This window comes from Amycolatopsis sp. WAC 04169 (assembly GCF_003947535.1).
Classification (GTDB): domain Bacteria; phylum Actinomycetota; class Actinomycetes; order Mycobacteriales; family Pseudonocardiaceae; genus Amycolatopsis; species Amycolatopsis keratiniphila.
In genome coordinates, this window is sequence record NZ_QHJI01000008.1 from 212,713 (window position 1) to 232,834 (window position 20,122).

Genomic DNA, 20,122 nt, shown 5'->3' on the forward strand with positions numbered 1-20,122 from the left:
GATGCGTCTAAACGGGCATGGAGAGAAGGGCGTTCCTCAAACTCGCCGGTGCGGCCATGGCCGGAGTGGCCGCGACGGCGTGCTCGGCCGCGCCCCCTGGGGCGGCGCCCAGTTCCGCGCCCGGGACGTCGTTGCCGCCGAGCACCGGGGTCACGCCACCGTCCGGCCCGCCGGACTGGGCCGCGCTGCGGAACAAGATCTCCCTTCTCCTGCCGGGGGATTCCGGCTACGACAACGCCAAACGCGTGTTCAACCCGGCCTTCGACGGGCTCAAACCCGCCGCGATCGCGAACTGCGCCAAACCGGAAGACGTGCAGGAAGCCGTTTCCGCCGCGGCACGGCGAGTCCCGATCGCCGCTCGCAGTGGCGGCCACAGTTACGCGGGCTACTCGGTTCCCGACGGTGGCTTGATGATCGACCTCGGCGGAATGACCTCAGTGGACGTCCAAGGTGAACAGGTCGTGATCGGCGCGGGTGCGAAACTGAAGAACGTCTACGCGACGCTCGGCGCCGCGGGACGTTGCCTGCCCGCTGGTTCCTGTCCCAGTGTCGGGATCGCCGGGCTGACGCTCGGTGGCGGAATCGGTGTCCTCGCCCGGAAATACGGCCTCACGTGCGACCACCTGGTGTCCGCGCGAGTCGTCACGGCGGACGGGAAACTGCGGACGGCGTCGGCGGAGTCCGAGCCCGAGCTGTTCTGGGCGTTGCGCGGTGGGGGAGGCGGCAACTTCGGTGTCGTCACCTCGTTCACCTTTCGCACCGATCCGGCACCTTCTGCCGTTTCGGTGTTCTCGCTGCGCTTTCCGGCGGGCAGCGCGGACGACGTGCTCGCCGAGTGGCAGCGGTGGCTTCCCGAAGCGCCACCGGAGTTGTGGGCGAACGTCGTGCTGTCCGGGGGATCGCCGGTCGGTGCGCGCGTTTCGGGTTGCTACGTCGGCGATTCCGGTTCCTTGGGTAAGTTGCTGGACGGATTCCCCGGCGCATCGCGTTCGGTCAAGCAGCTCGACTATCTCGGTGCGATGAAGTACTTCTCCGGCAGCGAAAGCCGTCAGTCCTTTGTGGCCTCATCGCGAATACTCGGAGAACCGGCCGATCCCGCGAAGCTGACTTCCGTGCTCAAGGGCAGGCGCGGAATGGATCTCCTGGTCGACGGGCTCGGCGGCGCCGTCGCCGACGTCGCGCCGGACGCCACCGCGTTCTGGCATCGGAAGGCGATCGGCAGTGTGCAGATCTACAGCCAGGCGGACACGCGTAACCGTTCCGTGGCAACGGATTCCGTCGCGGAAGTGGTGACGGGGCTCGGGCTGGGCGGGGGCTACGTCAACTACATCGACCCCGCCCTGCCCGACTGGACGACGGCGTACTATGGCGGCAATGTCACCCGTCTCAAGCAGGTGGCCAAAACCTACGATCCGGACAAGGTCTTCGGATTCGCGCAGGCCGTCACCCCGGATTAGAGGTCGATGCCGGTGAAGACGGTGACCCGTTCCTCGGTGAGGTCGTGCATCGCGGCGAGGACGCCTTCCCTGCCGACACCCGATCCCTTGACGCCGCCGTACGGCATCTGGTCCGCGCGGTAGGACGGGACGTCGCCGATGATCACGCCGCCGACTTCGAGCTCCGTCGACGCGTAGAAGGCGAGATGGACGTCGCGGGTGAACACTCCGGCTTGCAAGCCGTAGGCGGATTCGTTGACCGACGCGAAAGCCTCGTCGACACCATCCACAATGGACACCGCGAGCACCGGGCCGAAGATCTCCTCCGCCCAGGCCTTTGTGGACGGCAGGACGTCGGTGAGCACGGTCGGCTCCACCGTGGCTCCGTCCCGTTTGCCGCCGGTGAGGATCTTCGCGCCCGCGGCGACGGCCTCGTCGATCCAGGCCACGATCCGCTCCGCCCCCGCCTCGTCGACGACCGGGCCGACATCGGTGTTCTTGTCGTACGGGTCGCCGGTCCGCTGGGCCTTCACGGCTTCCACCAGGGCGGGCACGAACTCTTCGGCGACCTCGCGTTCGACGATGACGCGTTGCACGGCGATACAGGACTGCCCGGCCTGGTAGTTGCCGAAGGTCGCGATCCGCTCCGCCGCCCCCTCGGGATCCGGCCAGTCGCGGAGCACGACCGCGGCCGCGTTGCCCCCGAGTTCGAGCACGACGTGCTTGCGCGGCGCGGCGTCCGCGATCGACCAGCCGACCGGACCCGAGCCGGTGAACGACACGACCGGCAGCCGGGGATCCGCGACCAGCGCCGACGTCTCCTCGTTGCCGAGCGGCAGCACCGAGAACGCGCCCTCCGGCAGGTCGGTCTCGGCCAGGATCTCGCCGAGGATCAGTGCGGCCAGCGGCGTCCGCGGCGCGGGTTTGACGATGATCGGCGCGCCGACCGCGAGCGACGGCGCGACCTTGTGCGCCACCAGGTTCAGCGGGAAGTTGAACGGCGCGATCCCCAGCACCGGGCCGCGCGGGACGCGACGGGTGAGCGCCAGCCTGCCTTCGCCCGCCGGGTCGGTGTCCAGCCGCTGCAGGTCACCGCTGAACCGGCGGGCCTCCTCGGCGGCGATCCGGAACACCGACACCGCGCGCCGCACCTCGGCCTCGGCCCACTTGAGCGGCTTGCCGTTCTCGGCGGTGATGACCTCGGCGATCTCCTCGGCCCGGCCGGCGATGACCCGCGAAACGTGGTCGAGCGCCGCGGCGCGGGTGTGTGCCGAGGAACGCCGGAACTCCTTCGCGACGCTCACCGCCGCGCTCACCGCTCGTTCGACCTGATCAGGGCCGGGCACCGCGACGGTGGCGACTTCGCTTCCGTCGAAAGGGTGGTGCACGGTGAGCGTCGAAGCGCCCTGCTCGGGGCGTCCGGCGATCCAGGCGGGACGCGGCTCCGGGGTGATCATGTCCATGGGTGACAAGGTATTCCAGTCAGGGCTTGACGAGCACCTTGAGCGCTTCGCGGTCCGCCATCGCCCGGTAACCGTCGGGGACCTCTTCGAGCCCGATGGTCCGGTCGAAGACCTTGCCCGGCTGGTACCTGCCCTCGACGACGTCGTCGAGCAGTTCGGGAATGTAGTAGCGCGCGGGCGCCACGCCGCCGGTGACGGTGATGTTGCGCCGGAAGAGCGACGGGCCGATCGGGCCCTCGGCGTACTGCGGCACGCCGACGCGGCTGACCGTGCCGCCGGGGCGGACGGCACCGACGCCCATCTCGAAGGCGGGCTTCGTGCCGACGCATTCGAGGACGGTGTGCGTGCCTTCGCCGGTTGTCAGCTCTCGGACCTTCTCGATGCCTTCGTCGCCGCGCTCGGCTACGACGTCTGTCGCGCCGAACTCGCGGCCGAGGTCCGTACGGGTCCGGTGGCGGCCCATCAGGATGATGCGCTCGGCTCCGAGCCGCTTGGCCGCGAGAACCGCGGAGAGACCGACGGCCCCGTCACCGATGACAGTGACGCTGGTGCGCTCGTTCACGCCCGCTTTGACCGCCGCGTGATGGCCGGTCGCGAACACGTCGGAGAGCGTGAGGAACGAGGCGAGCAGATCGTCGTCTTCGGTGTGCGGCAGTTTCACGAGCGTGCCGTCGGCTTGCGGGACGCGGACGGCCTCGCCCTGGCCGGCGTCGACACCCTTCGCGCCCCAGTTGCCGCCGTGAAGACAAGAGGTGTGGAGGCCTTCGCGGCAGAACTGGCACGTGTTGTCGGAGTAGACGAAGGGCGCGACGGCCAGGTCTCCCGGCTTGAGCGTGGTGACATCGGAGCCGACGGCCTCGACGACACCGAGGAACTCGTGGCCGATCCGGACGCCGCGGTCGCGTGCGGGCATGCTGCCGTACGGCCAGAGGTCGCTGCCGCAGATGCAGGAGCGGACGACGCGGAGAAGGGCGTCGGTCGGTTCGCTCAGCTTCGGGTCCGGGACGGTCTCGACGCGTACGTCACCGGCGCCGTAGATGAGAGTCGCTCGCAAGACGGGTCCTTTCCTCGGCTGGCCCCAGTATGGGCGCGTCGCGTTTAGCCCGCTAAACGCGATCGGTGGAGGTCGCGCAGCAGGAGGATTTCGGCCCCGTGGTGGATGGCCTCCCGATTGATGTGCAGGACGAGGGCCGCGAAGGGGTAGTCCGCGTACGGGCCCTCAGCCTCGCCGCAGGGGCGTTCGAGGCCTTCGGCGCTGAGGCCGCGGACGCCGTCACGCCAGCGCGCGTAGGCGTCGTCGAGTTGCTCCAGCGCTTCTTCGGCGGAGGCCGCGTAGGGGAACGTCTGGTAGTCGACGGGAGGGCCGCCGAAATGCGACGCGTTCCGCATCCCGAAGACGCCGACGATGATGTGGGCGAGGCGCCAGGCGATCGTCGTGACCGGCGGCGGAGACGGCTCCGGATACGCCCAATCGATGTCGATCTCTCCGGTCTTGCCCACCCGGATCGTCCAGCAGCCCTCGACGGGTTCCCAGAAGTATTCGTCGTCGGTGAGGGTCTTCAGCCGAGGACGCAGGTGTTGTTTCCAGTGCCAGTCGAGTTGTTCGGAGAGTTCCTTGCTCCAGTCGATGCCCATGTCCCGGACGCTAGGCCGCCTCGCGGTCAGCCGCTGTCCTGAATCATGAGGGGGTTGGCGGCGGGGTGACCGGGCCCACCTGGGACGATGGTGGGGAAGCGTACTGCTCTGATCTGGAGGTTTCAGGTGCCCAGTCCCACCGGTCCGGTACTCGTCGTGGACTTCGGGGCGCAGTACGCGCAACTGATCGCGCGCCGGGTGCGTGAGGCGCAGGTCTACTCCGAGGTCGTCCCGCACACCGCCACCGCCGAGGACATCCTCGCCAAGGACCCCGCCGCGATCATCCTTTCCGGTGGTCCGTCCAGCGTGTACGCGGAGAACGCGCCCGCCCTCGCCCCGGGGCTGGTCGACGCTGGCGTGCCGATTCTCGGCATCTGCTACGGCCATCAGGTGCTCGCGCAGGCCCTCGGCGGCACCGTCGAGCCGACCGGGATCCGCGAGTTCGGCCGCACCGAGGTGCGCGTCGCCGGTGAGGGCGGCGTCCTGCACGCCGGTCTCCCGAGCAACCAGCCCGCGTGGATGAGCCACAACGACAGCGTCACCAAAGCCCCCGAGGGCGCCACAGTGACCGCTTCGAGTGACGGCGCCGCCGTCGCCGGGTTCGAAGACGTCGAGCGCCGCTTCGCCGGCGTCCAGTACCACCCCGAGGTGCACCACTCGCCGCACGGCCAGGAGGTGCTCCGCCGCTTCCTGCACGACATCGCGGGCATCAAGCCGCAGTGGACGACGTCGTCCATCGTCGACGACCAGGTCAAGCGCATCGCCGAGCAGGTCGGCGACGGCCGCGCGATCTGCGGCCTCTCCGGCGGTGTCGACTCCGCCGTGGCCGCCGCGCTGGTCCAGCGGGCCATCGGTGACCGGCTGACCTGTGTGTTCGTCGACCACGGTCTGCTGCGCTCGGGCGAGCGCACCCAGGTCGAACGCGATTTCGTCGCCGCGACCGGGGTCAACCTGGTGACCGTCGACGCGCGCGACCGGTTCCTCGACGCGCTGGCCGGGGTCACCGACCCCGAGGAGAAGCGCAAGATCATCGGCCGCGAGTTCATCCGCGTGTTCGAGCAGGCCGAGCGCGACCTCAAGGCCGAGGGCGACTACAAGTTCCTGGTCCAGGGCACGCTGTACCCGGACGTCGTCGAGTCCGGCGGCGGTGAGGGCGCGGCGAACATCAAGAGCCACCACAACGTCGGCGGGCTGCCCGACGACCTGCAGTTCGAGCTCGTCGAGCCGCTGCGCCTGCTGTTCAAGGACGAGGTGCGGCGCGTCGGGCTGGAGCTCGGGCTGCCGGAGACGATCGTGCAGCGGCAGCCGTTCCCCGGGCCGGGGCTCGGCATCCGGATCATCGGCGCCGTCGACGCCGAGCGGCTCGAGACGCTGCGCGCGGCGGACGCCATCGCGCGTGAGGAGCTCACCGCGGCCGGGCTCGACGGCGAGATCTGGCAGTGCCCGGTGGTGCTGCTGGCCGACGTCCGCAGCGTCGGTGTCCAGGGCGACGGGCGGACCTACGGGCACCCGATCGTGCTGCGGCCGGTGTCGTCGGAGGACGCGATGACCGCGGACTGGACGCGGCTGCCGTACGAGGTTCTGGAGCGGATCTCGACCCGCATCACGAACGAGGTCTCCGAGGTGAACCGGGTGGTCCTGGACGTTACGTCCAAGCCGCCGGGCACCATCGAGTGGGAGTGACCGCTCCCGCCCCGACCTGCGTTTAGCGGGCTAATCGCGATCTGTCGGCCTTGGGGGCACCCGGGCGACCGGATCGCGTTTAGCCCGCTAACTGCGTTCTGGGGCCTGGGGCACCCGGCGCGGCCCAGATCGCGATTAGGGGGCTAAACGCAGGTCGGCGGGCGTGGGCACCGTGGCGACGCCGGATCGCGTTTAGCCCGCGAAACGCAGGTCGGCGCGGGAGGGGCGGAGCAAGGCGAAGGCCCCGGCGAGGGGCCGGGGCCTTCGGAGTGGGGTGGAGCGTCAGCGGCGCCCCTAGCGGCGGCTCTTGCGCAGCGAAGCGGCGAGCAGCATGACGCCGACGAAGATCGCCCCGCCCGCCATGACCCACCGGAAGTCGAACTGCGGGAGCCACGTGGCGCCGTCCGAGAGGACGTAACCCGACACCAGCAGCGTCGCGATCCCGATGATCAGGGTGAAGCCGTCCACCCCGCGCTTCGCGGGTTGAGCCGACTGGGTCTGCGCGTTGTCGTAGTCGTACTCAGCCACGACGCACCTCCACGTTCCCGACACCGTTCTTGACCTGCAAAGTGATCTTCTGCCCGTTGTCGCCCGGCGCGGTGAAGTCGATGGTGTCCTCGCCGACCCCCGAGCGCGACTGGCCGAGGCAGTCGACGTCGCCCGCGCCCGTCTCGCACGAGACCTTCACTTCGGCACCCGCCGGCACGAGCACCGTCGAGTTGCCGGCCCCGTTGGAGACCTTCGTGGTCACCGAAGCGCCCGCCGGCAGCTTGGTCAGGTCGACGTTGATGTCGCCCGCCGAGCGGTGGTACTCCGGCAGCACCTCGGACACCTGGCTGGGGGTCGCCGTCAGGTCGCCGACGCCGCCCTTCACGGAGAAGTTCTCGAACGGCACCGTGGTCAGCGCCATCCCGACGATCGCCAGCGGCACCGCGAGCCCGATCAGCCCGCGACCGCCCCGGACGAACGAACCGGCCACCAGCCCGATGCCGACCACACCCAGGGTGAGTCCGATGACGTGTTGCGCGGTGAACCACGGCTCGCCGTCCAGGCCGAGGACGGTGCCGACCCCGCCGACCAGCACGGCGATCCCGAAGGTCGCGGCGCCGATCTTCGACTTGCGGCGACGGGGCATCGGCGCCGCGGGCGGCGGCGGCGGGGTCTGCGGCGGCATTCCGCCGGACGGCGAGGCGTTCGGCAGATCCCAGGCGGACGGGTCGGCCGCGAGCGGGTCCCAGCCGCCCTCGGTCGCCGTCGAGGTGGCGGCCGACGCCGACGCCATCGAGAACGCGGCGGCGGGCTGGGCCGGGCCGGGCATCGACGGCCGGTTGAACTGACCGCGGTTGCGGTGCAGCAGGTACAGCGCGACGGCCATCAGCGCGAAACCGATCAGCCCGGTGCCGTCGGTCATCCAGCCACCGCTCAAGGTCCAGGTGAGCCCGGGGAACAGCAGGATCAGCAGCAGCACGGCGAACGCCGGCGAACTCGACGCGCGACCCCGGCCGATCAGCCCTTCGAACGCGGAAACGCGGTCGCCTTCCTGCGGCAGGAACAGCCAGCCCAGCAGATAGACGAAGACGCCGAAACCGCCGAACACGGTCGCCGCGACCAGCGCGACCCGGACCACGGTCGGGTCGATGCCGTACCGATAGCCGATACCCGCGGCGACACCGGCGAATTTGCGGCCTGCCACGGGCCGGACCGGCCTGCTCCGCCAGAAATCCTTGACGGTCTCCTCGAAGCCGGCCGCGGGGCCGCGCTTCGGAACGTGTGTCTCACTCCCACTCATGCCACAAAGAATGCGCCCCGGCGGGCCCTCGCCACATCCGGGAACACCCCTGAGGTTTCCCCCAGCGGGAAGAGTCAGGGGTTTCCCCGATGGATCAGTACCCCACTCCGTGTGACCATGGGGAACGTGCAGGAATCCGTCACCGACGACCTCGCCGAGCAGGTGAAGCCGACGATCATCGAGCGCCCTCCGGTGCCCGTTCCCGGCAGCCTGTCCCCGGCACCGTTCGAGCCGCCCAAGATGTATCGCCGCCGTTCCGGCCGCGCCATCGCGGGCGTCGCGGGCGGCCTCGCCGACCACCTCGGCGTCAAGGTGCTCTGGGTCCGGGTCGCGTTCGCGTTGCTGGCCGCCCTGAACGGCGCCGGCCTGCTCGCGTACGGCCTGCTCTGGGTGTTCGTCCAGCAGCGGTCCGGCGAGGCCGAGCCGGAGAAGTCCGCGCCGAAGGAGAAGCAGCAGGCATTCGGGCTCATCGCGCTGGGTGTCGGTCTCGCCGTCGCCAGTGGCACGCTGACCGGTCTGATCAGCGGCTGGGTCGCCATCCCGCTGGCGCTGGCGATGATCGGTGCGGCCGTCGTCTGGCGCGAGGCCGACGAGTCGCAGCGGCGGCGTTGGCGCATCAGTGCCAAGGGCGGGGTCGCCACGGCCTTCCTCGGCGGCGGAGGCTGGTCGGCGGCGATCCGTCTGGTCGCCGGTGTCGCGCTGGTGATGACCGGTATCGGCGTCGTCGTCCTGGAAAGCGGCAGCATCGACCAGGTCAAATTCGCGCTGGTCGCCGTGATCGCGACGCTGTTCGGCGTCGCCGTGCTGACCGTCCCGTTCTGGCTGCGCCTGGTCCGCGACCTGTCCGACGAGCGCACCGCGCGCATCCGCACCGACGAACGCGCCGAGATCGCCGCGCATCTGCACGACTCGGTCCTCCAGACCCTCGCGCTGATCCAGAAACAGGCGGAATCACCGCGCGAGGTCGCCAGGCTCGCGCGCGGTCAGGAACGCGAGCTTCGCGGCTGGCTGTACGGGCCGTCGGGGTACGGCAAGAGCAAGAAGACCGAGGAAGAGGCCGTCAGCGGTCAGCTGTCCGAAGTACTCGCTGCCGCGTGCGGCGAGGTCGAGGACGCGTTCGCGATCTCGGTGCAGCAGGTCGTCGTGGGGGAGGCGACGCTGAACGAGCCGTTGACCGCACTGGTCCAGGCGGCGCGCGAAGCGATCGTGAACGCCGCCAAGCACGCGGGCGTCGACGAAGTCAGCGTGTACGCCGAGGTCGAGCCGACAGCGGTCACGGTGTTCGTGCGCGACCGGGGGAAGGGGTTCGACCCCGAGGTCGTGCCGAGTGACCGGCACGGTCTCGCCGATTCCATTCGGGGGCGGATGGAACGGCACGGCGGGAAGCTGAAACTGCGTACCGCACCGGGTGAAGGAACCGAGGTCCAGCTGGAGATGCCGGTCAAGGCGGGGAAGGGCGCGGCGTGAGGTCGCTATGCTCACGGGACAGGGCGAGCGAGGGAGCATCGTGACGGAGAACCAGCAGACGCGGGAGCCGGTCAAGGTCTTCCTCGTCGACGACCACGCGCTCTTCCGGGCGGGTGTGCGCACCGAACTGGACTCGATCACCGACGACGTCCGCGTGGTCGGTGAGGCGGGCTCGGTCGCCGAGGCGGTCGCGGGCATCGCCCGGACCAAACCGCAGGTCGTGCTGCTCGACGTGCATATGCCGGACGGTGGCGGCGCCGAGGTGCTGCGCCGGGTCCGGCCGGAACTGCCGGACGTCGTGTTCCTCGCGTTGTCGGTCTCCGACGCCGCGGAGGACGTGATCGCCGTGATCCGCGCGGGGGCGCGGGGGTACGTCACGAAGACGATCTCGTCGAAGGAGCTCGTGCGCGCCGTCGTGCGGGTCTCGGACGGGGACGCGGTGTTCTCGCCGCGGCTGGCCGGGTTCGTGCTCGACGCGTTCGCCGACCGGCCGGGTTCCGCGCCGATCAGCGACCCGGACCTCGACCTGCTGACCCCGCGGGAGCGCGACGTGCTGCGGCTGCTCGCGCGCGGGTACGCGTACAAGGAAATCGCGTCGGAGCTGTTCATCTCGGTGAAGACCGTCGAGACCCATGTGTCGAGCGTCCTGCGGAAGACGCAGCTCTCGAACCGGTACGAGCTTTCCCGCTGGGCTTCCGACCGGCGCCTCGTCTAGGTGGCGCCTGTTCTGCTCGGTCTGGTGGCCGTGTTCTTCCTGGGCATGGGATTGCTCGGGCTCGCCGCGCCGAAGCGGCTGATCCGGCCGTTCGGCATCTCGCTGGAGTCGGCGACGGCGCGGACCGAGGTGCGGGCCGTCTACGGCGGCTTCGGGGTGGCCGTCGCGGTGCTGCTCGGGTTCGCGGCATTCGACGTCGGCGGGATCCAGCGGGGCGCCGCGATCGCCGTGGCCGTCGCGCTGGCCGGGATGGCCTTCGGGCGGCTGGTCGCGCGGTTCGCGGAACGGCCCGAACGGTTCTATCCGAGCTGGCTCTACTTCTGGGTCGAGATCGTCCTCGCCGCCCTGCTCGTCCTCGCGGCCCGGGCACCGGATCGCGTTTAGCGGGCTAAACGCGATCCGGCGAGCCCCCAGGCCCCACCGCGTCGCGATTAGCCCGCTAAACGCAGGTCAGCGGAATTCGTGGGTGACCTCGATCTTCCCCACGATGTGCGTGTTGAACTCGGCGAGGTCCTCGGCCGGGACCCAGAGCTCCAGGATCGTCTTCCCGCCCGCCTGCTGGACGGGGTACCGCTCGACGAACGACGTCTCGACCTCGAACCGCGTCACGAAGCCCGCGCCGTCGTAGCGCACGTTCCAGTCACGGGTGATCTTGATCGCGTAGTCCTCGTTCAGCACCGGGTAGAAGATCGGCTGCTCCGGCAGCCTCGGCGGCCACTCGCGCCAGCCCGACTCGCGGACGAGGTCGAGCTCGACGGGTCCGGTGGGGCGCCACAGCGTCGTCGTGTCCGTCATGGCGCGACCTTATCGACGGCGGCCAAGGGGCGCTCGACCTGCGGAGTGGTAGCAAAGGTCCCTTGCTCCCTCGGGCGGAGCCGGGTCAGCGCGACCCCGCCCAGCACGACGACCATCCCGGCGATCACCCGCAGGTTCAGCGGCTCGGCCAGGAACACCGCGCCCAGCAGCACCGAGACCACCGGCAGCAGGTAGCCGACGATCGACGCCGCCACGGCGCCCTCGCTCGCGAGGAGCTGGTAGTTCAGCGCGAACGCGATCCCGGTCGACCCGATCCCCAGGATCACCACCGCGACGATCGCGCCGGTGCTCAGGTGCACCGGTTCGAAACCGCCCATCGGCATCGCGAGCACCAGGAACCCGGTCGCCAGCAGCATCTGCCCGCCGGCCAGCGACATCGGCGAGTCACCGGTGCCGGTGAGGTACTTGCCCTCGTAGACGAACGCGAAGCCGTAGCTCGCGGCCGCCGCGAGGCACGCCAGCGCGCCCCAGCTGAGCAGGCCGGAGGCCTCCCACGGCGCGAAGATCAGCAGGATCCCGGCGAGCCCGACGACCAGCCCGGTGACCCGCACCGCGGTCATCTTCGTCCGCGCGCCCATCATCGGCGCGGCGACCAGCACCCACAGCGGCGTCGTCGAGTTCAGCACGCCGGTGATCCCCGAATCGACGGTCAGCTCGCCCCACGCGAACAGCAGGAACGGCAACGCGTTGTGGAAGAACGCCGCGACGGCCAGGTGTCCCCAGATCCGCCGCCCCGACGGCAGCCTGTCCCGGCCGAGATAGCAGAGCCCGATCAGCACGGCCGCACCGAGCGCCACCCGCGCCAGCACGAGCTGCACCGGCGTGAACGCGCCGAGCCCCAGTTTGATCCAGAAGAAACTCGATCCCCACATGAGCGCCAGCGCGCCGATCCGCAGCAGGGTCTTCGTCTCGCCCACCCCAGTCCTCCTTAAGTGCCTGGCCCAGCTTCGCGGGGCCGACGCGTAAGGACAAGCGAAAATAACTGCAGGGAGCCTTAAGAAGAACTGTACGATCGGAGCATGCTGGACGTCCGCCGCATGCAGGTACTCCGAGCCGTGATCAGCAGTGGTTCGATCACCGCCGCCGCCCGGAACCTCGGCTACACACCATCCGCGATCAGCCAGCAATTGTCCACCCTGGAAAGGGAAGCGGGCGTCGAACTGCTCGAACGCGTGGGCCGCGGCGTGCGGCCGACGCCGGCCGGTTCGCTGCTGTCCGAACACGCGGAAACGCTGAGCACGCAGCTCGCCAAGGCCGAAGCCGCGCTCACCGAACTCAAGGAAGGCCGCACGGGCAGGCTCGCGATCCGCTATTTCGCCACCGCCGGCGCGTCGTTGGTGCCCTTGGCCGTCGCCGCGCTGCGCCGTGACTTCCCGGGAGTCCGCCTCGACCTGAAACTGGTCGAGCCCGACGATTCGATGCCCGAGATCGAATCGGGCAAGGCCGACGTCGCGATGATCGTGCTCCCCAGCAGCACTCCCCGGATCAAGGGCGTCGAGTACATCCACCTCCTCGACGACCCGTACCGCGCGATCCTGCCGAAGAACCACCGGCTCGCCCGCAAGCGCGTCCTCGACCTCGGCGAGCTCGCGGAGGATCCGTGGGTCGGCGTCGACGGCCTCCCCGGCGCCTGCCGCGACATCCTGCTCGACGCCTGCGGCGCGGCCGGATTCGCCCCGAACCATGTCGTCGAATCCGAGGATTACCAGACGGCACAAGGGTTCGTGGCCGCCGGGCTCGGCGTCGCGCTGATCCCGGAACTCGGCCTCGGCGCCCCGCATCCCGGCGTCGCCATCCGCAAGGTCCGCCGTCCGGATCCGGTGCGGTCCATCCACGCCGCCGTCGCCGCGCACGCCAGGGAACACCCCGCGGTGCGCCGGTTCCTCGGCGCGATCCGCGAAGGGGCCGGACAGGCAAGCGGGAATGGCCGAGTGGGCACGAAAACCGGCTGAGCTTGAACAGCCGCGACGGCGGTCGACAACCTGGCAGGGAACCCGCCAGCGAAAGGACCCCGGTGCGTCCCCTGATCGTCCTGCACGGCTCATGGCACCAGCCCGCCCATTTCGACGAGGTCGTCGAGCGCCTCCGCCGGGACGGCGCCGAGGTCACCGTCCCCGACCTCGGCGCGCGCCCGATCGCCGAAACCACCCGGGCCGTCCAGGAAATCGTCGACAAGGCGGCCGAGCCGCCGGTGGTGCTCGCGCACTCCTTCGGCGGCCTGACCGCCAGCGGGCTCCAGGGGGCCGCGCATCTGATCTACCTGGCCGCGATCGTCAGCGAGCCGGGTGAAACCGCGCAGTACTGGATCGAGCGGACCAGAGAGGAAACCGGCCGCGAACCCCAGCCGTTGCCCTTGATCTTCGACGACGAAGGCTGGACCCATCTCGACCTCGCCGCCGTCCGCGAGGCCATGTACGCCGATTGCACGGACGCCGTCGCCGAGCGCGCCACGGTCCTGCTGCGTCCCGAACCCGTCACGATCTTCGACGAGTCACCGGAAGGCTCGGCGTGGAAGGACACCCCGACCACCTACGTCACCTGCACCGAAGACCGTGCGCTCGTCCCGGAAATGGTCGTCCACTTCGCCGCCCGCTGCGACACGACGGTGACCTGGCGGGCAAGCCACAGCCCATACCTCAGCCGTCCCGTGGAGTTGGCGACGCTGGTCCTCGAGCGGCTCTAGATCAGGAACAGCTCGGCGAACAGCACCCCGATCAGGATCGCCGCCACCACGGCGCCCGCCGTGATCAGCCACTTCCGGGTGTCCGGCGACTTCGCGGCCGCCGGCGCGGCGGGGGCGTACTGCTGCGTCGGCGGCGCGTACTGCGGCTGCGGCGGCTGATACTGCTGCGGCTGTGGCTGGTGCTGGGGGAACTGCGGAACCGGCTGCTGCGGTGCCTGCTGGCCGGGCATCGGCATCGAGGCCGGAACGGTCGGCATCGCGGGGGCGGTCGGCGGGATGAACGCCGTCTGCCGCCCTTCGGTGATCGCGTTCAGCGAGCGGACGGTGTCCGCCATCGTCGGCCGCGCGTCCGGCTCCGCCCGGAGCATCTTGCGCAGCGCACCGGCCAGCGGCCCGGCGGTCTGCGGCGGCCGTTCCGAGGACTCGCCGTCCTCACCGAACGGCGGCACCCCTTCGACGGCCGTGTACAGCGTCGCGCCCAGTGAGAACACGTCGGACGCCGAAGTCGCCGGTTCGCCGCGCGCCACCTCGGGCGCCCGGTACGCCGGACTCGGGCCGCCACCGGTGATGCCGATGTCGGTGAGCTTCACGCCGCCGTCGTCGGCCAGCAGGACCGTGCCCGGCTCGACGGTCCGGTGCACCACCCCGGCCTCGTGCATCGCGGCCAGCGCGCGGCCGAGCACGATGCCCAGCCCGGCCGCCTGTTCCGCGGTCAGCCTGCCGTGTTCGGCGAGGAAGGTCGCCATCCCGCGGGACGGGATGTACTCCATCACCAGCCACACGTCCGGCCCGTCGGGCAGCACGTCGTACACCTTGATGGCGGTGGCGTGCTCGAACTTGGCCGCGTCCTTGCCTTCCTGGACGACGACGGCCTTGGCCTGCTCCGCCCGGTCCGGCGGCAGGCCGACGGGCAGGTACATGCGCTTCATCGCGACCGTGCGCAGCAGACGGGTGTCGAACGCCAGCCACACGATGCCCGCCCGGCCACGCCCGATGGGCTGGTCGAGGCGGTATCGGCCGCCGACGATGGAACCTTCAGAACTCAATGGAATCCTCGGATCACGCGCCAGCCGGGGTTGAACTCACCGGCGGGTCGGATGAAGTCGGCGGGTTGGTCGTCGGCTTCGTCGGAGTCGGTGTGTTGGTCGGCTTGGTGGAACTCTTCGAGCTGGTCGGCCTTTCCGGCTCGTCCGTCTGCGTCGCCCTGCTCGACGTCTTCTTCGACGAGGTCGGGGTGTCCTTGGGCGGCTCGGCCGACTGCGTCTCCGTCGGCGTTTCCGTCGTCTCCGGAGCCGAAGACGTCGCCGAAGGAGTCGGCTTCGTCGACGAGTTCCCCACCTGCGCGGGCGTCTCCGGGTTGTTCGGGGTCAGCAGCCAGAAGCCCAGCGCGGCCAGCGCCACGACCACGACACCGCCGATGATCGCGGGCTTCTTCCACGCGCCCGGCTTCTCGTCGTCCTCGTCCACCGGGCTGGTCTGCGCGCGGGTGGGCGGCGGCGGAGGGGGCGGGTCGTCGTAGTCGTCGTCGTAGGGATCGTCGTCGTAGTCGCCCGCGGGGATCGGGACGGCGCGCGTGGGCGCGGGGCCGCCGCCGGGGTGGCCGCGTTCGGACAGCAGCGCCGTCTCGTCGTAGTTGTCGTACCCGTCGTAGTCGTCTTCCGGGTACCCCGACGCGGGCGGCTGCTGGTAGTCGTCTTCGTCGTCGTAGTACGAACCGGCCGCGGCCTGATCGTCGAGAAGCGAACCCGAGTGGCCGGCCGCCTCGCTGTCGAGCGCCTGGGTCACGCCGCCACCGGCGAGCGCACCCGCGATGGGCGCGGCGAGCACGGTGTCGTCCGCGGGGCCGCCCAGCGGCGTCTCACCCCGCGCGACGGCGGCGAGAAGCTCTTCGCACTCTTCGGCGGTGGGCCGGTGCCGCACCTCCGGGTGCAGCAGCACGGCCAGCACGCTGGCGAGCGGGCCGGACTGACGCGGCGGGATGATCTGCCCGGCCGCGACCGCGTGCAGGAGGCTCAGCGTGTTCTCGCTGAGGCCGAACGGCGGCTGGCCTTCGCATGCGGCGTAGAGCGTCGAGCCGAGCGAGAAGACGTCGGACTCCGGGCCGGGGTCGCCGCCGATGGCCACCTCGGGCGCCAGGTAGGCGGGCGTTCCGGCGATCATCCCGGTCTTCGTGACCGTGACGTCGTCCTTGGCCCGCGAGATGCCGAAGTCGGTGATCTTCACCGTGCCGTTGGGCGCCAGCAGGATGTTGCCGGGCTTGATGTCGCGGTGCACGATGCCGACCGCGTGCGCCTCGGTGAGCGCCGCCGCGACCTGCGCGCCGATTCGCGCGACCTCGGTCGGCGGCAGCGTCCGCTCCTCCTGCAGCACCTGCGCGAGGCTCGTGGAGTTCAGGTACTCCATGATCAGGCACGGCTGGCCGTTGTCGTCGGTGACGACGTCGAACACCGAGATGGCGTTCGGGTGGTGCAGTCTCGCGGCGATCCGTCCCTCGCGCATCGTGCGCTGGCGGGCGTCTTCGGCGTCGTGAGCCTCAAGCCCGGGTTGCAGCAGCAGCTGCTTGATCGCCACCGTGCGGCCGAGTACCTCGTCGTGCGCTTGCCACACGGCCCCCATCGCGCCCGTGCCGATCCGCCCGGCGATGCGATATCGACCGGCGACCAGGCGACCCTCGTCGCTCACGCGACCTCCCTTTGGGCTCCGTCTTCACGTCGCGGAGTCGTCCGCGCACGCGGTGCGGCCTTCAGCACGCCACAGCGTTGGAGCGTATGCACATGTAGTGGTCTGTGTGCCGGCTTTTCCGAGACCGACTCGTGACAAGGCTAGGCGCTCACTCTGCGCACACACACGCGGCACACTCTGATCGCCCTGGGTGGAGGGCTGTTACACGCGGGGTGTCCGTCACATGTGCTGTGCGGACAGCAGCCGCGCGTCGGTGATCAGACCGGTCGTCTCGTCGGCGAATTCCAGGACCTGGGTGACCCGCAGCTGCCCGCCGTCCGGATTGCGCATGGTCACCACGGCGAGGATGGTGCCGTCGGCCTGTTCGCGGAGATCCTGGATCTGGATGGCGTCCATCGCGCTCCACGCCTCGATCAGCCTGCCAGCCTCGGACTCGGCCAGCACCGGCGTGATCAGCGACATCGCGCCGTAGGGATCGGCGTCGACGGTCCGGTAGAACGTCCGGACCGCCTCGATCTTGTCCGCGACCGTGCTGACCGCGACCGGTTTGGCGGACGGCTGCGGACTCGTGCTGCCCGCCGAGGAGCTCTGCCGGGGGAGCGAGCCCGAACCGGTGCCCGAAGACGGCTGGACCTTCGTGCTGGTGCCCGACGACGTCGGCGTCTCCTGCTTGCGCTGCTGCGGCTCGGTGGAGTCCGGGACGGCGAGTCCGCCGAGCGCGGCGGCTCCGCTCATCGTCTCGGGTGCGGAGGCGCCCGGCACCGTGGCTTCCCGCTGGGTGCCCGCGAGCACGCCCGCGGTGACGACGGCGCCCGCGACCAGCAGCCCGGCGGCGACCAGCCCGGCCAGCTTGGCCCGCCGGGCGGCGCGGCTCTCCGGCTCGTCTTCTTCGGGCTCGGGCCGCGGCGCGGGCACTTCGCGGGTGCGGGCGGGTACGAACTTCTGCGGCTCGCGGAAGACCTGCTCGAGATACTCCCGGTCGACCCGGGTGTCGTTCAGGATCTCTTCCGGGATGACGTCCTCGACACGTACGGCGTCCTCACGCCGTATGCGCTGTCGATCAAGCACGAAATTCCTCGCTCTGGTCCGGGGCAGGCACTGGGCCGTTCGGCCGGTGCCTTTGGTCCGCGCGGCCGTCTTCTGAACGGTGCGGACCCTGCAGTCGTCAGGTAACCCTGTGCGGACGGTCCCCGGCCAGGCTCTATCGCCGGAATGCCGTCGCGATACGACGAACGGCAGCTTAGGTCACCCACCCGGACCAGGGACGACCGCTCAACGCACCGCACGTGCAGAGGAACAGGACACTTGCACGTGCGGGGTGCCCTACATGCCGTCGTCGATGATCTTGTCGTCGTCACCGAAGGTGAACGTGCGCTGCTCCATGGTCTTCGTGCCGTCTTTGTGAGTGACTTCGACGGTGTTGACCGTGACGCCGCGGCGCTGGTCGATGGCGACCTTCTTCACCTCGAAGTAAGCGACGTCGGCGTAGCGCTCACGGAGGCCCTGTGCGCCTTCTTCGCCCAGGCTGCCGGAAGTCACCGAGGACGCCTCGTGGGGATCGGTGGTGACGGAGTTGAGGAAGATCTCGGTGTTGTCGCCCATCGCCTGCGGATCCGGCTGCGACGCGTACCAAGCGGCCGTGGTGGTGGTGCGGTCGGCGGGCACGACCGGCGGCTTCTGCGGCCGGTTGCTCGACGACGGCGCGGACCCGGACGTGACCGGCCCGCCCGAGTCGGGCTGCGACGAGCCGGTCCCGGTGTCCTCGCTGTCCGACGAGGTGCCGGAGTTGCTGGAACTGCGGTCGTCCCTGGTGGAGGAATCGGTCTCGGATTCGGACGGGTTGCCCGCCGCGCCGCCCTGGGGCGGGGTGGTCGGATTACCGGCGAGACCGTCCTGGCTCAGCGGGCTGCCGCCGCGATAGCCGGGCCAGCCGCCTTGGCTCTGCTGCTCCGGGAGGGGCTTGCCGACCAGGAACGAACCGGCGAAGAGCAGGCCGACCACGACCAGCGCGGACGCCGCCGCCGCGAACCAGGCGGCCTTGCGCCAGGTCTTGGGCGGGGTCACCGAGGCGGGCACCGTGCCCAGATCGAAGGTGCTGAGGCCGTCGACGGGCGGGGCGACGTAGACGCGGACGTCGCTGTCGTCGATCTCCGCCGGCTCGGGACGGCGGGGCGAGGGGGCGGTCAGCGTCACCTTCGTGCGCTGGGCGGCCTTCGCGCGGCGCTCCTCGACGGGAGACAGGACGGGTTCGGTCAACGAGACCTCGACGCGTGCCGGGCGCTCTACAGGAACTTCACGAGCGGGCTGGGGGAGCGGCAGCAGGCCGCTCGATGGGGCGTAGCCGGGGCTCGGCGCCCTCCTGTTCCGCGGTGGCGGCAAGGGAAGGGAACCGGTGGAAGGCGGGGCGAACTCGCGGTGCGCGTGATGCCCGTGCCCGGTCGGGCGCTGCCGCCTCGGCGGCACGGGTGGAGTCCAGCTCTCGGCGCCGCCCGCCCGGTGGCGACCCGTCTGTGTGGTGCCGTTGCGTCCCTGGTGTTCCGCCCAGCCGTTCATGTCCGAGCGACCCCCTCACGGGCCCGTCCTGACGGTGATGTGACACCGGTTAAGCCGAACGGAGCAGCGGTTTCACGGGATCCCTCGCTTGCAGACTCCCGGGCAGTCTCGTGAGCAAATGCACGCGCATACGACTGGGGGCGCGCGGGGCCATCGCCCCCGCGCGCCATGCGGGCATCGCCCGACCCAGACGCAAGGGTCCTCACGAGGTCCACACTAAAAGTTCGACACCCGCAAGTCTTCACCCACTCTGCAAGTTGCAGATGTTTCACTCGGTCGGGCGCGGCCGAACGGGCCTCGGTGACGTAACGCTGTGCTATCGGCGCTGGTGACGTCGCTCAGTTGCCGCTGCGGTACTTCTGCTGGGTCGACTGCAGGGCTTTCGTGGCGGTGATCCCGCTACCCGCTGCAAGCAAAATCGCGATGACGTCGAGCGTCGTTCCCCCACTCGTGAGCAGCCAGGCGAAAAGCGAGGCCGCGGTGGTACCCGCTGCGATCGGCCAGCGCGTCTTGACGTACTGGGCGACGGGAGTGCCACCCGCGCGCTTACCCGCCGCGCTGTTCAGCATGGCGAGATAACCGACATGGCCCAATGCCGCCAGGACACCGGCGATCGCGATGATCACGGCGATGAGGTTAATCATGTGTCCAGTTTGCCTGGTCCCGCGCCGTGGTGGCTCGGGGAACACCCTGAGTTCCGCCTCACGCCGCAGGATCGTGACGTGGCCGGATCGCGTTTAGCGAGCTAAACGCGATCCGGGCCCGTCGCGGTAGCAAGGGACCTTTGCTACCGCTTACCGGCCCAGCCTGCCCCGCCCCAGGTTGAGCAGCGCCATCGCGAGCTGCCGTCCCTCCGGCCCGAGTTCGCGGTAGCGCGCGAGCACGTCCATCTCGCGGTTGTAGACGATCCTGGTGCCGCCCGCGGCCATCCTGGCCGCACCGATCGTCTTGGAGACTTCGACGCGGCGTTTGACCAGCCGCAGGATCTCGCCGTCGAGGAAGTCGATCTCCTTGCGGAGCTCGCCGATCTCTTCGGCCGTGGCGGTGGGTTCTTCGGCGTCCGGCTTCTGTGTGGTGTTCATCGGGACCTTTCTTCGGTCCGGATTCCCTGCTGGCCCCCGGAACAGCGTAAAGCCCCGGGGTCCGTGGACTCCGGGGCTTCAGGTGATGGCATTGGCGGCACTATGCGATCACGGGAGC

Annotated in this window: 20 protein-coding genes; 7 read left to right on the top strand and 13 right to left on the bottom strand. The window is 70.1% G+C overall.

Annotated features, from left to right (window positions below; genetic code table 11):
- The first annotated feature begins 17 nt into the window (after positions 1–17).
- Positions 18–1,457: an FAD-dependent oxidoreductase gene (locus tag DMC61_RS23280; protein ID WP_370456426.1), complete on the top strand. Its 1,440-nt coding sequence runs from the start codon at positions 18–20 to the stop codon at positions 1,455–1,457.
- Here DMC61_RS23280 and DMC61_RS23285 read toward each other — a convergent pair.
- Genes DMC61_RS23285 through DMC61_RS23295 form a run of 3 tightly spaced genes read right to left on the bottom strand, consistent with a single transcriptional unit; the run spans position 1,454 to position 4,534 of the window.
- On the bottom strand, positions 1,454–2,899 hold the full coding sequence (locus tag DMC61_RS23285; protein WP_125691211.1) for an aldehyde dehydrogenase family protein: 1,446 nt from the start codon (positions 2,897–2,899) through the stop codon (positions 1,454–1,456). The genes DMC61_RS23280 and DMC61_RS23285 overlap by 4 nt on opposite strands.
- Before the next feature lie 19 nt (positions 2,900–2,918).
- Complete coding sequence (locus DMC61_RS23290; protein WP_125691213.1) at positions 2,919–3,953, bottom strand: zinc-dependent alcohol dehydrogenase family protein; 1,035 nt, start codon at positions 3,951–3,953, stop codon at positions 2,919–2,921.
- A gap of 44 nt (positions 3,954–3,997) precedes the next feature.
- Complete coding sequence (locus tag DMC61_RS23295; RefSeq protein WP_125691215.1) at positions 3,998–4,534, bottom strand: DinB family protein; 537 nt, start codon at positions 4,532–4,534, stop codon at positions 3,998–4,000.
- Between the two features lie 126 nt (positions 4,535–4,660).
- Between DMC61_RS23295 and guaA the strand changes: the two genes are divergently transcribed.
- Positions 4,661–6,217 (top strand): glutamine-hydrolyzing GMP synthase, encoded by a 1,557-nt coding sequence (guaA, locus tag DMC61_RS23300; RefSeq protein ID WP_125691217.1) that lies wholly within the window; start codon positions 4,661–4,663, stop codon positions 6,215–6,217.
- A 294-nt stretch (positions 6,218–6,511) separates the two neighbouring features.
- On the opposite strand, the gene DMC61_RS23305 is transcribed toward guaA, so the two are convergent.
- Entirely contained in the window at positions 6,512–6,745 is a 234-nt protein-coding gene (locus DMC61_RS23305) for a hypothetical protein (protein ID WP_016331178.1), read from the bottom strand.
- The gene (locus tag DMC61_RS23310) at positions 6,738–8,006 is read right to left on the bottom strand and encodes a PspC domain-containing protein (protein ID WP_125691219.1); all 1,269 of its coding nucleotides are present in this window, start codon (positions 8,004–8,006) and stop codon (positions 6,738–6,740) included. The genes DMC61_RS23305 and DMC61_RS23310 overlap by 8 nt, the downstream gene beginning before the upstream one ends.
- A 111-nt stretch (positions 8,007–8,117) precedes the next feature.
- On the opposite strand from DMC61_RS23310, the gene DMC61_RS23315 reads away from it, so the two are divergent.
- Genes DMC61_RS23315 through DMC61_RS23325 form a run of 3 tightly spaced genes read left to right on the top strand, consistent with a single transcriptional unit; the run spans position 8,118 to position 10,572 of the window.
- Positions 8,118–9,473, top strand: coding sequence for an ATP-binding protein (locus DMC61_RS23315; RefSeq protein ID WP_125691221.1), 1,356 nt, complete (start codon positions 8,118–8,120; stop codon positions 9,471–9,473).
- A gap of 7 nt (positions 9,474–9,480) precedes the next feature.
- Positions 9,481–10,188, top strand: a complete 708-nt coding sequence (locus DMC61_RS23320) for a response regulator transcription factor (RefSeq protein WP_085939730.1) — start codon at positions 9,481–9,483, stop codon at positions 10,186–10,188.
- A complete protein-coding gene (locus DMC61_RS23325; protein ID WP_125691223.1) occupies positions 10,189–10,572 on the top strand; it encodes a DUF4345 domain-containing protein in 384 nt (127 codons plus the stop codon).
- Between the two features lie 66 nt (positions 10,573–10,638).
- Here the strand turns inward: DMC61_RS23325 and DMC61_RS23330 are convergent, their stop codons facing one another.
- Together DMC61_RS23330 and DMC61_RS23335 are read right to left on the bottom strand one after the other, a co-directional pair.
- On the bottom strand, positions 10,639–10,983 hold the full coding sequence (locus tag DMC61_RS23330) for a hypothetical protein (protein WP_125691225.1): 345 nt from the start codon (positions 10,981–10,983) through the stop codon (positions 10,639–10,641).
- Positions 10,980–11,921: a DMT family transporter gene (locus tag DMC61_RS23335; protein WP_125691227.1), complete on the bottom strand. Its 942-nt coding sequence runs from the start codon at positions 11,919–11,921 to the stop codon at positions 10,980–10,982. The genes DMC61_RS23330 and DMC61_RS23335 overlap by 4 nt, the downstream gene beginning before the upstream one ends.
- Before the next feature lie 102 nt (positions 11,922–12,023).
- Between DMC61_RS23335 and DMC61_RS23340 the strand changes: the two genes are divergently transcribed.
- Together DMC61_RS23340 and DMC61_RS23345 are read left to right on the top strand one after the other, a co-directional pair.
- Positions 12,024–12,956, top strand: coding sequence for a LysR family transcriptional regulator (locus DMC61_RS23340; protein WP_016331184.1), 933 nt, complete (start codon positions 12,024–12,026; stop codon positions 12,954–12,956).
- A 62-nt stretch (positions 12,957–13,018) separates the two neighbouring features.
- Positions 13,019–13,687, top strand: coding sequence for an alpha/beta hydrolase (locus DMC61_RS23345; RefSeq protein ID WP_125691229.1), 669 nt, complete (start codon positions 13,019–13,021; stop codon positions 13,685–13,687).
- On the opposite strand, the gene DMC61_RS23350 is transcribed toward DMC61_RS23345, so the two are convergent.
- The 6 genes from DMC61_RS23350 to DMC61_RS23375 form a co-directional block, all read right to left on the bottom strand.
- The gene (locus DMC61_RS23350; protein WP_125691231.1) at positions 13,684–14,733 is read right to left on the bottom strand and encodes a serine/threonine-protein kinase; all 1,050 of its coding nucleotides are present in this window, start codon (positions 14,731–14,733) and stop codon (positions 13,684–13,686) included. The genes DMC61_RS23345 and DMC61_RS23350 overlap by 4 nt on opposite strands.
- A gap of 13 nt (positions 14,734–14,746) precedes the next feature.
- Positions 14,747–16,369, bottom strand: a complete 1,623-nt coding sequence (locus DMC61_RS23355; RefSeq protein ID WP_125691233.1) for a serine/threonine-protein kinase — start codon at positions 16,367–16,369, stop codon at positions 14,747–14,749.
- 219 nt (positions 16,370–16,588) lie between these two features.
- Entirely contained in the window at positions 16,589–17,437 is an 849-nt protein-coding gene (locus DMC61_RS23360; protein WP_125691235.1) for a hypothetical protein, read from the bottom strand.
- 255 nt (positions 17,438–17,692) lie between these two features.
- Positions 17,693–18,922 (bottom strand): hypothetical protein, encoded by a 1,230-nt coding sequence (locus tag DMC61_RS23365; protein ID WP_233594920.1) that lies wholly within the window; start codon positions 18,920–18,922, stop codon positions 17,693–17,695.
- Positions 18,923–19,260: 338 nt separating this feature from the next.
- The gene (locus DMC61_RS23370) at positions 19,261–19,566 is read right to left on the bottom strand and encodes a hypothetical protein (RefSeq protein ID WP_016331190.1); all 306 of its coding nucleotides are present in this window, start codon (positions 19,564–19,566) and stop codon (positions 19,261–19,263) included.
- Positions 19,567–19,716: 150 nt separating this feature from the next.
- A complete protein-coding gene (locus tag DMC61_RS23375; protein WP_016331191.1) occupies positions 19,717–20,004 on the bottom strand; it encodes a chorismate mutase in 288 nt (95 codons plus the stop codon).
- Positions 20,005–20,122: the final 118 nt, after the last annotated feature.

Excerpts from the sequence above, each read along its gene's own strand:
- DMC61_RS23310 (WP_125691219.1), bottom strand. The coding sequence starts at position 8,006 with ATGAGTGGGAGTGAGACACACGTTCCGAAGCGCGGCCCCGCGGCCGGC.
- DMC61_RS23285 (WP_125691211.1), bottom strand. The coding sequence starts at position 2,899 with ATGGACATGATCACCCCGGAGCCGCGTCCCGCCTGGATCGCCGGACGC.
- DMC61_RS23365 (WP_233594920.1), bottom strand. The coding sequence starts at position 18,922 with ATGAACGGCTGGGCGGAACACCAGGGACGCAACGGCACCACACAGACG.
- DMC61_RS23295 (WP_125691215.1), bottom strand. The coding sequence starts at position 4,534 with ATGGGCATCGACTGGAGCAAGGAACTCTCCGAACAACTCGACTGGCAC.
- DMC61_RS23320 (WP_085939730.1), top strand. The coding sequence starts at position 9,481 with ATGCTCACGGGACAGGGCGAGCGAGGGAGCATCGTGACGGAGAACCAG.
- DMC61_RS23370 (WP_016331190.1), bottom strand. The coding sequence starts at position 19,566 with ATGATTAACCTCATCGCCGTGATCATCGCGATCGCCGGTGTCCTGGCG.
- DMC61_RS23280 (WP_370456426.1), top strand. The coding sequence starts at position 18 with ATGGAGAGAAGGGCGTTCCTCAAACTCGCCGGTGCGGCCATGGCCGGA.
- DMC61_RS23375 (WP_016331191.1), bottom strand. The coding sequence starts at position 20,004 with ATGAACACCACACAGAAGCCGGACGCCGAAGAACCCACCGCCACGGCC.
- DMC61_RS23330 (WP_125691225.1), bottom strand. The coding sequence starts at position 10,983 with ATGACGGACACGACGACGCTGTGGCGCCCCACCGGACCCGTCGAGCTC.
- DMC61_RS23340 (WP_016331184.1), top strand. The coding sequence starts at position 12,024 with ATGCTGGACGTCCGCCGCATGCAGGTACTCCGAGCCGTGATCAGCAGT.